The sequence below is a fragment of the Pseudomonas sp. HN2 genome (assembly GCF_020736465.1).
Taxonomy (GTDB): Bacteria; Pseudomonadota; Gammaproteobacteria; order Pseudomonadales; family Pseudomonadaceae; genus Aquipseudomonas; species Aquipseudomonas moraviensis_A.
In genome coordinates this window covers 1,234,215-1,246,924 of record NZ_CP085885.1, presented here as the reverse complement: position 1 = coordinate 1,246,924, position 12,710 = coordinate 1,234,215, and the positions used below count along the sequence as shown (strand labels likewise).

General features: G+C 60.4%; 12 protein-coding genes. 3 read left to right on the top strand and 9 right to left on the bottom strand.

Translation table 11 applies throughout. The features are described 5' to 3' along the window. Positions 1-347: 347 nt before the first annotated feature. On the top strand, positions 348-1,319 hold the full coding sequence (locus LIS66_RS05345) for an IS110 family transposase (protein ID WP_083353292.1): 972 nt from the start codon (positions 348-350) through the stop codon (positions 1,317-1,319). A gap of 381 nt (positions 1,320-1,700) precedes the next feature. Here LIS66_RS05345 and LIS66_RS05340 read toward each other — a convergent pair whose 3' ends face one another. Beyond that, entirely contained in the window at positions 1,701-4,772 is a 3,072-nt protein-coding gene (locus LIS66_RS05340) for an efflux RND transporter permease subunit (RefSeq protein ID WP_227973769.1), read from the bottom strand. Between the two features lie 6 nt (positions 4,773-4,778). Further along, the gene (locus LIS66_RS05335; protein ID WP_042606962.1) at positions 4,779-5,879 is read right to left on the bottom strand and encodes an efflux RND transporter periplasmic adaptor subunit; all 1,101 of its coding nucleotides are present in this window, start codon (positions 5,877-5,879) and stop codon (positions 4,779-4,781) included. A gap of 94 nt (positions 5,880-5,973) precedes the next feature. Between LIS66_RS05335 and LIS66_RS05330 the strand changes: the two genes are divergently transcribed. Then, complete coding sequence (locus LIS66_RS05330; protein ID WP_042606961.1) at positions 5,974-6,609, top strand: TetR/AcrR family transcriptional regulator; 636 nt, start codon at positions 5,974-5,976, stop codon at positions 6,607-6,609. A 107-nt stretch (positions 6,610-6,716) separates the two neighbouring features. Here the strand turns inward: LIS66_RS05330 and LIS66_RS05325 are convergent, their stop codons facing one another. After that, entirely contained in the window at positions 6,717-7,499 is a 783-nt protein-coding gene (locus tag LIS66_RS05325; protein ID WP_042607052.1) for a class I SAM-dependent methyltransferase, read from the bottom strand. Between the two features lie 92 nt (positions 7,500-7,591). Between LIS66_RS05325 and LIS66_RS05320 the strand changes: the two genes are divergently transcribed. Further along, a complete protein-coding gene (locus tag LIS66_RS05320) occupies positions 7,592-8,212 on the top strand; it encodes a hypothetical protein (RefSeq protein ID WP_042606960.1) in 621 nt (206 codons plus the stop codon). 3 nt (positions 8,213-8,215) lie between these two features. Here the strand turns inward: LIS66_RS05320 and LIS66_RS05315 are convergent, their stop codons facing one another. The 6 genes from LIS66_RS05315 to adk all read right to left on the bottom strand — a co-directional run bounded on the left by LIS66_RS05315 (position 8,216) and on the right by adk (position 12,677). Next, a complete protein-coding gene (locus tag LIS66_RS05315; protein WP_083352022.1) occupies positions 8,216-8,908 on the bottom strand; it encodes an extensin family protein in 693 nt (230 codons plus the stop codon). A gap of 2 nt (positions 8,909-8,910) precedes the next feature. Then, positions 8,911-9,747 (bottom strand): isocitrate lyase/PEP mutase family protein, encoded by an 837-nt coding sequence (locus tag LIS66_RS05310; RefSeq protein ID WP_227973768.1) that lies wholly within the window; start codon positions 9,745-9,747, stop codon positions 8,911-8,913. A 30-nt stretch (positions 9,748-9,777) separates the two neighbouring features. Then, entirely contained in the window at positions 9,778-10,638 is an 861-nt protein-coding gene (locus tag LIS66_RS05305) for a DUF72 domain-containing protein (protein ID WP_065615302.1), read from the bottom strand. Next, positions 10,638-10,946, bottom strand: a complete 309-nt coding sequence (locus tag LIS66_RS05300) for a hypothetical protein (protein ID WP_024011752.1) — start codon at positions 10,944-10,946, stop codon at positions 10,638-10,640. The genes LIS66_RS05305 and LIS66_RS05300 overlap by 1 nt, the downstream gene beginning before the upstream one ends. Before the next feature lie 310 nt (positions 10,947-11,256). Further along, positions 11,257-11,931, bottom strand: a complete 675-nt coding sequence (gene tsaB / locus LIS66_RS05295; RefSeq protein ID WP_123418114.1) for a tRNA (adenosine(37)-N6)-threonylcarbamoyltransferase complex dimerization subunit type 1 TsaB — start codon at positions 11,929-11,931, stop codon at positions 11,257-11,259. Positions 11,932-12,026: 95 nt separating this feature from the next. Next, entirely contained in the window at positions 12,027-12,677 is a 651-nt protein-coding gene (gene adk / locus LIS66_RS05290) for an adenylate kinase (protein WP_042606954.1), read from the bottom strand. Positions 12,678-12,710 lie beyond the last annotated feature (33 nt).

Here is a 12,710-nt window from a genome sequence, read left to right as displayed (position 1 = left end):
TGAATTGGCGAGTTGAAATGAATTGGCTGTCAGACCGCCTTCGCGAGCAGGCTCGCTCTCACAGAAAGCAAAATCAAGATCAAAAGATCGCAGCCTTCGGCAGCTCCTTGTATCTCGACTAGCGCTCCGCCAGGAGCGATAGTTCTCGACTGATCATCGAGGGAGGGACTTGGAAGCCGCGCAGCTCCTTAGGCTTTTTGCCTGTGACGTAGATCGTGCTCCAGCCCTCCACACTCACTCGTACAGTTCGCACGGTATCTTGGGCCCGCCTCCGGCGAGAGCCCGCATTCGCAAGGTTGGACAGAGTGAAGTGATGATCGCAACAGGGAACAAGTGGAGAAACGATCATGTCTGGTTTCGTTGGCGTCGACATCGCAAAGAACACCTTTGATATCGCTACACACCTGCCCAACGGCAAGCACAAAACCAAGGCCAAGCTGGCCAACGACCCAAAGGGCTTTAAAGAGTTTGAGGCGTGGCTAGAAAAAAACGCCGAGCGTTCGGCCCTGATCGTGATGGAAGCCACGAGCGTCTACCACTTGGAGCTCGCGGAGTTCGTTTACAACAAAGGCTTCCGGGTCTGCGTCGTGAACCCGGCTACGACCAAAGCGTACGCTGACAGCGAACTGCGCCGCATAAAGACTGATAAAAGTGATGCCAAACTGATCGCCGACTTTGCCCGGGAAAAGGATCAAAAACTTCACCCATGGGCGCCTGAGCCGCTGAAATACCGCCAGTTGAAAGCAATGGTGCGCCGCCTGGATGACCTTCAGGAAATGGAACAAATGGAGCTTAATCGTCTGGACGTTTCCGACGAAAAGGTCAAAGACTCGATCAACTCTGTTCTGCGCCATATCGAAAAAGAGATCGTGGAAACGCATAAGGCGATCAAAAAACACATCGATGACGACCCGGATATGCGTCAGATGCGGAATCTGATCGTAACCATCGACGGCATCGGACAAAAAACGCTTGAACGATTGCTGGCCGAACTGGGTGACTTGCGCAAATACAGTGACCCTCGCCAACTGGTCGCTGCTGCGGGGCTCAATCCAAAGCTGCAGGAATCAGGAAAGCTCAAAGGTCATACCCTGATCTCAAGAGTAGGGTCAGCACGGCTGCGTGCAGGCCTCTACATGCCTGGCATGGTGGCGCTGAAACACAATAAGGCGATCAAGGCGATGAAAGAACGCTTGGAAGCCAACGGCAAGGCTCCCAAGCAGATCATCTGCGCAGCAATGCGCAAGCTGCTGCACTTCGTTTACGGAGTGCTCAAGTCAGGACTGCCATATGACCCGAAACTTGCGCTTGCCCGGTAAGGCTCAAGACGGTATCTACACAATGAGCGCAAGCTCGAGTACCGCTTTTGATCTTGCCGTGCCGGCCCCATCGGCAGGCTGAGTGGAAGGATTGATCCGGGCGTGGGAGCGCAGCGACCGTTTGGCGCAGCCAAACACAGCGGGAGGAGGTGCAGCGAAGCAAACCGGAGACGCTGCGCCCGGATCGATCCCAGAGCGAAGGAACCCCGAGCCCCAGCGAGGGGCCGAACGCCGGGGCCCAGCGTTTTGGTTACTTTTGGGCGTCTGCAAAAGTGACCCGCTGTAAGAGCGGAACCGCCAGCCGCAACACCCAAAAAAAACGGATATTCACTCAGAACACCCAAAGCATGGTCGGCCCTCAGGCCGCCACGCAACCACAACTCAAACGGAGTCTTTGCGAACCCTGAACCAGGCCGCATACAACGCCGGCAAAAACAACAAAGTCAGCGCCGTAGCCACAATCAACCCACCCATGATCGCCACCGCCATCGGCCCGAAAAACACACTGCGCGACAACGGAATCATCGCCAGCACCGCCGCCAGCGCCGTCAACACAATCGGCCGAAAGCGCCGCACAGTCGCCTCGATGATCGCCTGCCAAGGCCTGAGCCCGGCAGCAATATCCTGCTCGATCTGATCCACCAGAATCACCGAGTTGCGCATGATCATCCCGGACAGCGCGATCGTCCCCAACATCGCCACAAACCCGAACGGCTGCCGGAACACCATCAGAAACAGCGTCACCCCGATCAACCCCAGAGGTGCGGTGAGAAACACCATCGCCGTACGCGAGAAACTGCGCAGTTGCACCATCAGCAAGGTCAGTACCACGACAATAAACATCGGCACCCCGGCATTCACCGACTTCTGCCCGCGCTCGGAATCCTCCACCGTGCCGCCGACATCCAGCAGATAACCATCGGGCAATTCGGCGCGAATCGGGTCAAGCGTCGGCATGATCTGTTTGACCAGCGTCGCCGGTTGCTCCTTGCCATAAATATCGGCACGCACGGTCACGTTCGGCAGGCGGTTGCGGTGCCAGATGATGCCTTCCTCGAAGCCATATTCCAGCGTGGCAATCTGCGACAGCGCCACACTGCGGCCGTTATCGGTCGGCACCGCGAGGCTCGGCAATAACGACAACTCAGTGCGTTCATGCACGGTGCCGCGCAGCAGAATCTCGATCAATTCGTTATCTTCGCGATACTGGCTGACCGTTGAGCCGACCAGCGAACTCTGGAGGAATTTCGCCAGATTGGCGGTGCTCACGCCAAGTGCACGGGCGCGGTCCTGGTCGATGTTCAGGTAGACGACTTTGCTCGGCTCTTCCCAGTCCAGATGCACATTGACCACATGCGGGTTCTCGCGAACCTTGGCCGCCACTTTGCGCGCCAGCGCTCGAACCTCTTCAATGTGTTCGCCGGTGACGCGGAACTGCACCGGATAGCCAACCGGCGGACCGTTTTCCAAACGAGTAACCCGCGAACGCAGGGCCGGGAATTGTTCGTTGAGGGTTTCGATCAACCAGTTGCGCAGCGCTTCACGCTCTTCGATGGTTTTCGCCAACACCACAAACTGGGCAAAACTCGCCGCCGGCAATTGCTGATCCAGCGGCAGGTAGAAACGCGGCGAGCCAGTGCCGACATAGGCCACATAATTCTCGATACCGGCGCGCTCCTTGAGCAGCGCCTCGAGGCGTTTGACTTCACTAGTGGTGTTGGCCAGCGAAACGCCTTCGGCGAGTTTCAGATCAACCATCAACTCCAGCCGGTTCGAAGCCGGGAAGAACTGCTGCGGGACGAAACGGAACAGCATCACCGAGGCGATGAACAGGCCCACGGTCAGCACGATCACAGTCTTGCGATGCGCCACGCACCACTCCACCAGTCGCCGCACGCGCTGATAAAACGGCGTCGCGTACGGGTCCGGCTGACCATCGCCAGTGCCGTGTTTTGCCGCATGAATTTTCGCCAGATCCGGCAGGAGTTTTTCCCCCAGATACGGCACGAACATTACCGCCGCGACCCATGAGGCCAGCAAGGCAATGGTCACCACTTGGAAAATCGAGCGGGTATATTCGCCGGTTCCGGACTGCGCGGTGGCAATCGGCAGGAACCCGGCGGCGGTGATCAACGTGCCGGTGAGCATCGGGAATGCGGTGCTGGTCCAGGCATAACTCGCGGCGCGAATGCGATCGAAACCCTGCTCCATTTTGATCGCCATCATTTCCACGGCGATGATCGCGTCGTCCACCAGCAGCCCCAGCGCCAGCACCAGCGCACCGAGGGAGATCTTGTGCAGGCCGATCCCGAGGTAGTACATGCAGGCGAAGGTCATCGCCAGCACCAACGGAATGGTCAGCGCGACGACCATGCCAGTGCGCACGCCGAGAGAGAAGAAACTCACCAGCAGGACGATTGCCAGCGCTTCGACCAACACCTGAACGAACTCGCCGACCCCGGTTTTCACTGCGGCCGGCTGATCGGAGACCTTGCGCAGCTGCATCCCGGCCGGGAGATTTTTCTGGATGCGCGAGAACTCGCCTTCGAGCGCCTTGCCGAGCACCAGAATGTCGCCGCCATCCTTCATCGCCACAGCCAGACCGATCGCATCGTCGCCCATGAAACGCATGCGCGGCGCCGGGGGGTCGCTGAAACCGCGACGCACATCGGCGATATCGGAGATGCGGAACGTACGATCGGCGACGCGGATCGGAAAGTTCTTTATCTCATCGACTGTCTGAAAATTCCCTGAAACGCGTAGCTGCAAGCGCTCGCTACCGGTTTCGAAGAACCCCGCCGTGGAGACCGCGTTCTGCTCCTCCAGTGCCTGCTGCACCGCTGCCAGCGGCAAGCCGAGGGTGGCGAGTTTGACGTTGGACAGCTCGACCCAGATCTTCTCGTCCTGCAGGCCGAGCAGTTCGACCTTGCCGACGTCCTTGACCCGTTGCAGCTGAATCTGGATGCGGTCGGCGTAATCCTTGAGCACGGCGTAATCGAAACCGTCGCCAGTCAGCGCGTAGATATTGCCGAAGGTGGTGCCGAACTCATCGTTGAAAAACGGCCCCTGAATTCCCGGCGGCAAGGTCTGGCGGATATCTCCGACCTTTTTGCGCAACTGGTACCAGAGGTCGGGGATTTGCTTGGAGTGCATCGAATCGCGGGCAATGAAAGTGACCTGGGATTCGCCGGGGCGGGAGAACGACATGATGCGTTCGTACTCGCCGGTTTCCATCAGCTTCTTTTCGATGCGTTCGGTGACCTGGCGCGAGACTTCCTGCGCGGTCGCACCGGGCCAGCGGGTCTGGATGACCATCGCCTTGAAAGTGAACGGCGGGTCTTCGCTCTGGCCAAGTTTGGTGTAGGACAGCGCGCCGACAACGGCGAGCAAAAGCATCAGGAACAGTACGATCTGGCGATTACGCAACGCCCATTCGGAGAGGTTGAAGCGCATCGGGGCTTACTCCTTGTTCGCCAGATTGACCACACGGTTGGAGCGATCCACCGGTCGCACCTGCTGACCATCGAGCAACACATGGACGCCGGCGGCCACCACCCAGTCGCTGGCATTCAGGCCTTCGAGGACTGCCACGCTTTTCTCGCCGAACGGGCCGACCCGCACCGGGGTTTTCTTCAACGTGTTGTTGCCGTTGACCACCCAGACGTAGGTCGCGCCGTTCTCAGCGGTCAGCGCCGAAAGCGGAATGGACAGCGAAACACTGTCGGCCGCTTGCACGAACACCCGGGCGCTCTGCCCCAATTGCGCCGGGACTTTGCCGCTGGTGAAGGAGATACGCGCGGCAAAGGTGCGTGAGCGCGGGTCGGCGGATGGCGACAGCTCGCGGATCTGCCCGGCGAAGCGTTGATTCTGCTGCGCCCACAATTCCACGGAGACCGGCTGACCGACCTTGAAGCGGCCGAAGCTTTGCTCCGGCAGACTGATCAGGACTTCGCGCTCGCCGTCGGTGGCGAGGGTGAACACGGTTTGCCCGGCGGCGACCACTTGCCCGACTTCCACCGAACGCTTGGCCACCACACCGTCCTGTGGCGCACGCAGCACCGCGTAACTGGCCTGGTTGGTCGATACGTTGAATTCGGCTTTGATTTGTTTAAGGCGGGCTTCGCCGGAGCGGTATAGATTTTCCGCGTTGTCGTAGGCCGAGCGGCTGACCATCTGCCGCTCCATCAGGGTTTTGTAGCGATCGCGCTCGGCGCGCACCAGGTTCAGATTGGCCTCGGCAGCGGCGACCTGCGCGCGGGTGGCCTCCAGTTGCAATCGTACGTCTTGCGGATCGAGTTCGGCCAAGGGCTGATCGGCCTTGACCCGCTGACCTTCGTCGACCAGTCGTCGGCTGACTTTGCCGCCGATGCGGAACGCCAGATCAGGCTCATAACGGGCGCGAACCTCGCCCGGATAACTTTCCATCGCCTGCGCCGAAGGCTCGGGTTGCACCACCATGGCCGGTCGCACGGTGACTTTCGTCACCTCTTCCTGACCGCACGCCGATAACAGGAACGCCAGACTGACTGGCACGGCAAAGGACAACGCATGGCGGAACATGGTGACGGACCTTTCGCGAATGAGGCTTGGAATATTTATACTGGCGGGTATGGTATTAATAGCAAACTCACCAGTCCAGTATTAAAAGCGAAGAATGTCGAACAATCTTTCAGTTCCAAACGGCCCGGGCCGCCCCAAGGATCTGGCCAAACGCCAGGCGATCCTCGACGCGGCGAAAACCCTGTTTCTCTGTCATGGCTACGCCAACACCAGCATGGACGCGGTCGCCAGCGAGGCCGGCGTGTCGAAACTGACGGTCTACAGCCATTTCAACGACAAGGAGACGCTGTTTTCCGCCGCCGTCGTCGCGAAATGCGAGGAACAACTGCCGCCGCTGTTCTTCGAGTTGCCGGAAAACATCCCGGTGGAAAATGTGTTGCTGAACATTGCCCGAGGCTTCCACCAACTGATCAACAGCGATGAATCAGTCAACCTGCACCGCTTGATCATGGCGCTGGGCAGCCAGGACCCGAAGCTGTCGCTGATCTTCTTCGAGGCCGGCCCCGAGCGTGTGGTCAACGGCATGGAAGGTTTGCTGGCGAAGATCCATGCGAGCGGCGCGCTGAGCATCGACCAGCCACGCAATGCCGCTGAGCATTTCTTCTGCCTGATCAAAGGCGCAGGGAATTTCCGTTTGCTGTATGGCTGCGGCGAGCCGCTGACGGGTGAGGCGGCAGAGCGCCATGTAAGGGAGGTGGTGGGGTTGTTTATGAGGGCGTACAAACCCTGACAGTTTTGCGGTGCTTGTGCAGACCGCTTCGCGAGCAGGCTCGCTCCCACATTGGAATGCATTTCAACTGTGGGAGCGAGCCTGCTCGCGAATGGGGCGACGCGGTCTCAGGGCTTCAGCGCTTTCTTCGGATAAATGTCATACCGGCTCGATTTGCCATCCAGCGCATGGCTCGGTTTCGGCCCTTCGATGCACGGTGCCTTGCGCGGGCGTTTGACGACTACCCGGTGCGTGGCCAGTGCCAGCGCCGCTTCAAGCAGGGCCGGTGCATCCGGATCATCGCCCACCAGCGGGCGAAACAGGCGCATTTCCTTTTTCACCAACGCGGTTTTCTCGCGATGCGGGAACATCGGGTCGAGATAGATCACCTGCGGCGGCTCCCCTTCCCAACTGCGCATCACTTCGATGGAGTTGCCCTTGAGCAATTTCATCCGCGCCACGATCGGCGCCACGTCGAAATCTTCCGCCGCCCGCGCCAGCCCATCCTCGAGCAGCGCGCCGATCAACGGCTGACGCTCGATCAGGCTCATCTCACAACCCAGACTGGCCAGCACGAACGCATCCTTGCCCAGCCCTGCCGTGGCGTCCAGCACGCGCGGACGCACGCCTTGGGCGATGCCGACCGCTTTGGCGATCATCTGCCCGCTGCCGCCGCCATACAAACGCCGGTGCGCCGCGCCGCCTTCGACAAAGTCGACCCGCACCGGGCCCGGGGCGTCCGGACCAAGCTGCTGCAACTGCAACCCCTGCTCGCCGACCTGCAAGGCGAACTCGCCGTCGGCCTCGCCGAGCGGCAGGCCGAGACGCTCGGCCCAGTGCTCGGCTTGTGCTTGAAACGTCGGGGCGAGGGCCTGGACTTGGATGCGGCAGGCCGCGGGTGACTCGATCATGAAAAAACGCTCAAAAAAGTTAAGGATCGACAAAAACCGCCGATAAACCATTCAACGCGCATTTTGCCAGAGCTGAGCGGCAACCGAAAAAAATGTCAGGCATTCTTCCCACATCGATTGGCTACGTTTCGCCCCATGGCGACTTCAGCCGTCATAACACTCAAGCACTGAGCGGCGTCAGTCACCTGTGGCAGGATTTCTTTGCCCAGGCCCTGGCCGAACAGACGAGTGAAGTGGTGCCGGCCTGTGGCACGTTTCCACCGGTTGACCTGAACAGCCCGGAAGAACCGACCGTTGGCAGCGAGCTGCACGCGCACATCGTCAGCCAGCGCGAGTGCGATGTGGTTGAAACCGAAGTTCGCCCGCCAGAGCCGCTGTTCCTGCCAATCGCCGAATTCGAAATGGAGCTGCTGGACAAGCCGTTCCCACCGTTCCCGCCAGAAGAACTCAAAGCCCAGCAAGAGCAGCAGGATTTCGACAGCAGTTGGGTGCGCCCGATCGTGATCAACAATGGCCAGCCGCTGCCTGAGCCAGGCCCCGCTCCGCAAAAACGCCCGCTGTACCTGCCGATCGCCGAGTTCGACCTGGACTTGCTGCAGAAGCCGTACCCACCGTTCCCGCCGGAAGAAATCGTCGAGCAGCAGAAGGCCCTGGACTTCGACAACGGCTGGGCTCGCCCGATCGTTCTGCAGAACCTGCGCCTCGCCGCCTGACCCTCAGCGACACACGCTCCAGCGCCCGACATCGACATGAAAGTGATTGCGATGGGCGGCGTTGTAATCCGGGCTCAACACCACACTGAATGACTCACAGGCGCCGCCACGCAGCTGACGCAAAAACTGTGCGTCCTGATTTTGTTTGGGCCAATCCTTGAGCACGCTGATCGTGCGTCCATCAGCCAGGCGGAAGCCGGCGATGTCCAGCGCGTCGGCACTGGCGTGTCGACTGAGCGCGCCGTTCTCACGGTTGTAGACATTGCGACAGGCGAAGCTGCCGAGATGGTCGACACGCGTGACTTTCTGGCCATACACCGATTGCGCGACCGGTTGCAGGGTGTGGTGTTCGAACATCGCGTAGGCCACCGCCAGCGGGCAACTGGCGATGAAACTGCTGCTCAGCGCCACTTCACCGCCCTGCACACGCAGAGCGCCGATCAGCGGGCACTTCGCACCGGGACTGTCGGCCTGGCGGCTGACGCGCAGATCCGCGCTGCCCAGCGCCTGTGCGCACAGCTCAGGATCGCTGCGCAGGCGCATGAGTTTGTAACCGGTCAGCCAGTTGGGCGCGGCTTTTACGTCCAGCGGTGCCCACGGATTCCACTGCGCTGGCACGTCCAGCCAGCCGCGCCAGACACTGACCGCCGCACCGCCGATCGCCAGCAACACCAACCAGAACAGCCAGCGCCCCATGCTCAGTCCTTGAAGAATTGATTGGCCCGGGCGTACGGCATCGACTGCGACGTAAAGCCAAACGTGCCGGACTGCTGGATTTCTTCAGCCGCGCGGAAAAATTCGCCGAACGCCGCCAGCGCCAGCGCCGATCCGGTGCTGATCCGCCGTACGCCCATTTCCTCGAGCTGTTGTACGGTCAGTTTCAAACCGCCAGACATCAACACATTGACCGGTTTCGGCGCCACGGCCTGCACCACTGCGCGCACTTCTTCGGCGCTGCGCAAACCCGGCGCATAAAGAACGTCGGCACCTGCGGCGGCAAATGCCTGCAAGCGGCGAATGGTGTCATCGAGGTCGGGATTACCGTGCAGGTAGTTTTCCGCGCGAGCGGTGAGGACAAAGGGAAACGGCAGCGTGCGCACCGCGGCGACGGCGGCTTCAATGCGCACCACAGCGTGTTCGAAGCAATAGATCGGCGCGTCCGGACGCCCCGTGGCATCTTCGATCGAACCACCCACCGCCCCCGCCTCGGCTGCGCGCAGAAGACTCTGCGCAGCCTCGACCGGGTCATCGGCAAAGCCGTTTTCCAGATCCACCGCCACCGGCAGATCAGTCGCTGCGACGATCGCGCGGACATTGGCCAGGGTCTCGTCGAGACTCAACGCGCCGTCCGCCTTGCCTTGGGAGAACGCGTAACCGGCGCTGGTGGTGGCCAAGGCCGGATAACCCAGACTGGCGAGCATCTTCGCCGAACCGGCGTCCCACGGATTGGGAATCACGAAAGCCTCCTGACGATCATGCAGGGCCTTGAAGGCTTGGGCTTTAAGCAGTTGCGCCTGACTGGCTTGGACGTTCATCGACGGGCTCCCGGGCAGAAAAAAACCGCCTCAGAGCAAGCCAAGCTGCTCGACGGCGGGTTCTCTGTATAGCTCAGGCAGCGCGGGCAAGCCAGGCAAACGTTGCATCAGTTGCGCGTGAAAACGTTGCGCGAGTTTCGCTGCCAACAGGTTGTCGGCGGTGTGCAGGAAGATGTACGGGGTGCGGCCCTCCTCGATCCATTCGGCGATTTTCGCCACCCACGGCACGAGAAACGCATCGTTGGCCTCAAGCTCGGGATGGCCGATGAAGCGCACCTGCGGAAACTGCGTGAACGCCGCCGGACGGGTCGGCACGCGTGGCTTTTTCGATTGCGCGTGGATCACCGAAGACTCAGTCGACAGGCAACTGAACAGCGCACGCGGGTCGAGACAGATGCGCTCCACGCCGCGATCCAGCAGCAGGCGATTGAGCAGGCGCTCGCTCTCGCCCTTGGCGAAGAACTGTTCATTGCGTACTTCCACTGCAAGCGGGCAATCCAGCGCGTCGATGAACGCCACCAGTTCCGGCAGACGCTGCGGTGTAAAGCTTTTCGACAATTGCAGCCACAGCGGTGAAACACGTTCGCCCAACGGCTTGAGTAATTGCAGGAAGGTTTCGGCAGCAGTCAGTTGCTCGCGCAGGTCGCCACTGTGACTGATGTCGCCGGGGAATTTGGCGGTGAAGCGAAAGTGCGCCGGCATGATCTCGGCCCAGCGCTGCACAGTGGCTGGCGAAGGGCTGGCGTAGAAGGTGGTGTTGCCTTCGACGGCGTTGAACACCTGGCAATAGAGAGCGAGAAAATCGGAGGTTTTTGCATCTACCGGATACAGATACTCGCGCCAGGCATTTTCGCTCCAGGACGGACATCCGAGGTAGTAAGGCAGATCCATCAGATATACAGATCGAGGCCCAGCACGTCCGCATCCCAATCGACAAAACCGGCGGTGCTCAGGTAGCTGGCCAAGGCCATCGCTACGCTTTTCTTCATTGCGCGGTGGTAGATCATGTCTTGCTGACGAGCAGGCAGGTTGCTCAGGCGTTGCGCGGTAGCTTGGGCAGCACGGGCGGCCAACTGCTCTTCGCTCGGGAATTCCAGCTCGCCGTCGATGATGTCGACGGACTCATCCAGCGCCGCATTGCCTTTGCGGGGCTTGCGCTTGATGGGATAGGACTGAGTGGAAACGCCGTCTATACGCATAATGTCATGCTCGGTATCGATGATGGCAATTTAGCGGCACTTGACCGACTTAGCAAACCGCCGAGTGATAACTAGAACACAGAAAGCGCAAAAGGTTTTAAGCGAGGGGGTAGAAACTGACGATTGACTGGATTCGGGATAAGGCACTGAATACCCGGCGGGCGCTTTTGTGGCGAGGGAGCTTGCTCCCGCTGGGCAGCGAAGCGGCCGCGTTTATTCATCAGTCAAATCGCGAATGCAGGGTTTGCGACTGCTGCGCAGCCGAACGGGAGCAAGCTCCCTCGCCACAGGGAACAGCACAGACCGGAGATCAGCGGGCTTTGGGGGTGGCGACTTTATCGCGCAGGTAAACCGGTTGGGCGTCATCCGCCGGGATCGATTCGCCGCGCTCCCAGGCGAAACGCGCCAGCGTCAGCAGGTCTTCGGCGTGGGGCAACATGCCGGCGTCGGAGCCGCTCAGATTGACCGCAATGCGCTCACCATAACCCCAACCGGTTCCGGCACCGAACCAGTCGCCGCTGGCATCGGCCGGCAACGCAGCCACTTCCGGCGGCAGCACGGCTTCGGCGCCAACCAGACGCATCTCCCCCGCCGTCTCGCGATAGCAGCCCCAATACACTTCATCCATCCGCGCATCGATGGCGGCCGCCACCTGGCTGACGCCCTTCTCACGCAAGGCACGCTGCGCCAACACCGCAAGATTGGATACCGGCAGCACCGGACGATCCAGCGCGAACGCCAAACCTTGCACTACGCCGATGGCAATTCGCACACCGGTAAACGCGCCCGGGCCACGACCGAAAGCGATAGCGTCGACCGCTTGCAATGTGGTGCCCGCATCGGCGAGCAATTGCTGGATCATCGGCAGCAGCTTCTGCGCGTGCAAACGCGGGATCACCTCGTAATGGCTCGTGACCTTGCCGTCATGCAGCAAGGCAACGGAGCAAGCTTCAGTCGCGGTGTCCAGGGCCAGCAAGGTGCTCATCGATGTTTCCAAAACAGGGGTGGGGAAAAAGTGCGTCAGTATAAACAACTACGGCCCGCAAGCGGGCCGTGGATTGATGCTGCGGTTCAGACTTTTCAGCTCAGCGCGGCCAGCACCTTGGCGGTGATCGCATCGACCGAACCCACGCCTGGAATGTGGCTGTACTTCGGCTTGCCACCATTGGCGGCAGACAGGTTCTGGTAGAACTCCACCAGCGGCTTGGTCTGCGAATGGTAGACCGACAGGCGATGACGCACGGTTTCTTCTGTGTCGTCCTTGCGCTGCACCAGCTCTTCGCCGGTGATGTCGTCCTTGCCAGCCAGTTTCGGCGGGTTGTAGACGATGTGGTAAACGCGGCCGCTGGCTTCGTGAACACGGCGACCGGCGATGCGCTGGACGATTTCTTCGTCTTCAACAGCGATTTCCACCACGGCGTCCAGTTCGACACCGGCAGTGACCAGTGCTTCAGCCTGCGGAATGGTGCGCGGGAAGCCGTCGAACAGGAAACCGTTGGCGCAATCAGGTTGAGCGATGCGGTCCTTGACCAGCGCGATGATCAGGTCATCCGACACCAGGCCGCCGGCATCCATGATGCTCTTGGCTTGCACGCCCAGGGGAGTGCCAGCCTTGACCGCAGCACGCAGCATGTCGCCGGTGGAGATTTGCGGAATGCCGAATTTCTCGGTGATGAACTTTGCCTGAGTACCTTTACCGGCCCCGGGAGCTCCCAGCAGAATGACGCGCATCGATGTGCTCCTCAATTTTTTATATAAAAGCTT

What these genes read in the sequence shown, in the direction of transcription:
- tsaB (WP_123418114.1), bottom strand. Translation starts at nt 11,931, where the DNA reads ATGAGCACCTTGCTGGCCCTGGACACCGCGACTGAAGCTTGCTCCGTT.
- LIS66_RS05305 (WP_065615302.1), bottom strand. Translation starts at nt 10,638, where the DNA reads ATGGATCTGCCTTACTACCTCGGATGTCCGTCCTGGAGCGAAAATGCC.
- LIS66_RS05320 (WP_042606960.1), top strand. Translation starts at nt 7,592, where the DNA reads ATGTCAGGCATTCTTCCCACATCGATTGGCTACGTTTCGCCCCATGGC.
- LIS66_RS05330 (WP_042606961.1), top strand. Translation starts at nt 5,974, where the DNA reads ATGTCGAACAATCTTTCAGTTCCAAACGGCCCGGGCCGCCCCAAGGAT.
- LIS66_RS05335 (WP_042606962.1), bottom strand. Translation starts at nt 5,879, where the DNA reads ATGTTCCGCCATGCGTTGTCCTTTGCCGTGCCAGTCAGTCTGGCGTTC.
- LIS66_RS05310 (WP_227973768.1), bottom strand. Translation starts at nt 9,747, where the DNA reads ATGAACGTCCAAGCCAGTCAGGCGCAACTGCTTAAAGCCCAAGCCTTC.
- LIS66_RS05345 (WP_083353292.1), top strand. Translation starts at nt 348, where the DNA reads ATGTCTGGTTTCGTTGGCGTCGACATCGCAAAGAACACCTTTGATATC.
- LIS66_RS05340 (WP_227973769.1), bottom strand. Translation starts at nt 4,772, where the DNA reads ATGCGCTTCAACCTCTCCGAATGGGCGTTGCGTAATCGCCAGATCGTA.
- LIS66_RS05325 (WP_042607052.1), bottom strand. Translation starts at nt 7,499, where the DNA reads ATGATCGAGTCACCCGCGGCCTGCCGCATCCAAGTCCAGGCCCTCGCC.
- LIS66_RS05315 (WP_083352022.1), bottom strand. Translation starts at nt 8,908, where the DNA reads ATGGGGCGCTGGCTGTTCTGGTTGGTGTTGCTGGCGATCGGCGGTGCG.
- LIS66_RS05300 (WP_024011752.1), bottom strand. Translation starts at nt 10,946, where the DNA reads ATGCGTATAGACGGCGTTTCCACTCAGTCCTATCCCATCAAGCGCAAG.
- adk (WP_042606954.1), bottom strand. Translation starts at nt 12,677, where the DNA reads ATGCGCGTCATTCTGCTGGGAGCTCCCGGGGCCGGTAAAGGTACTCAG.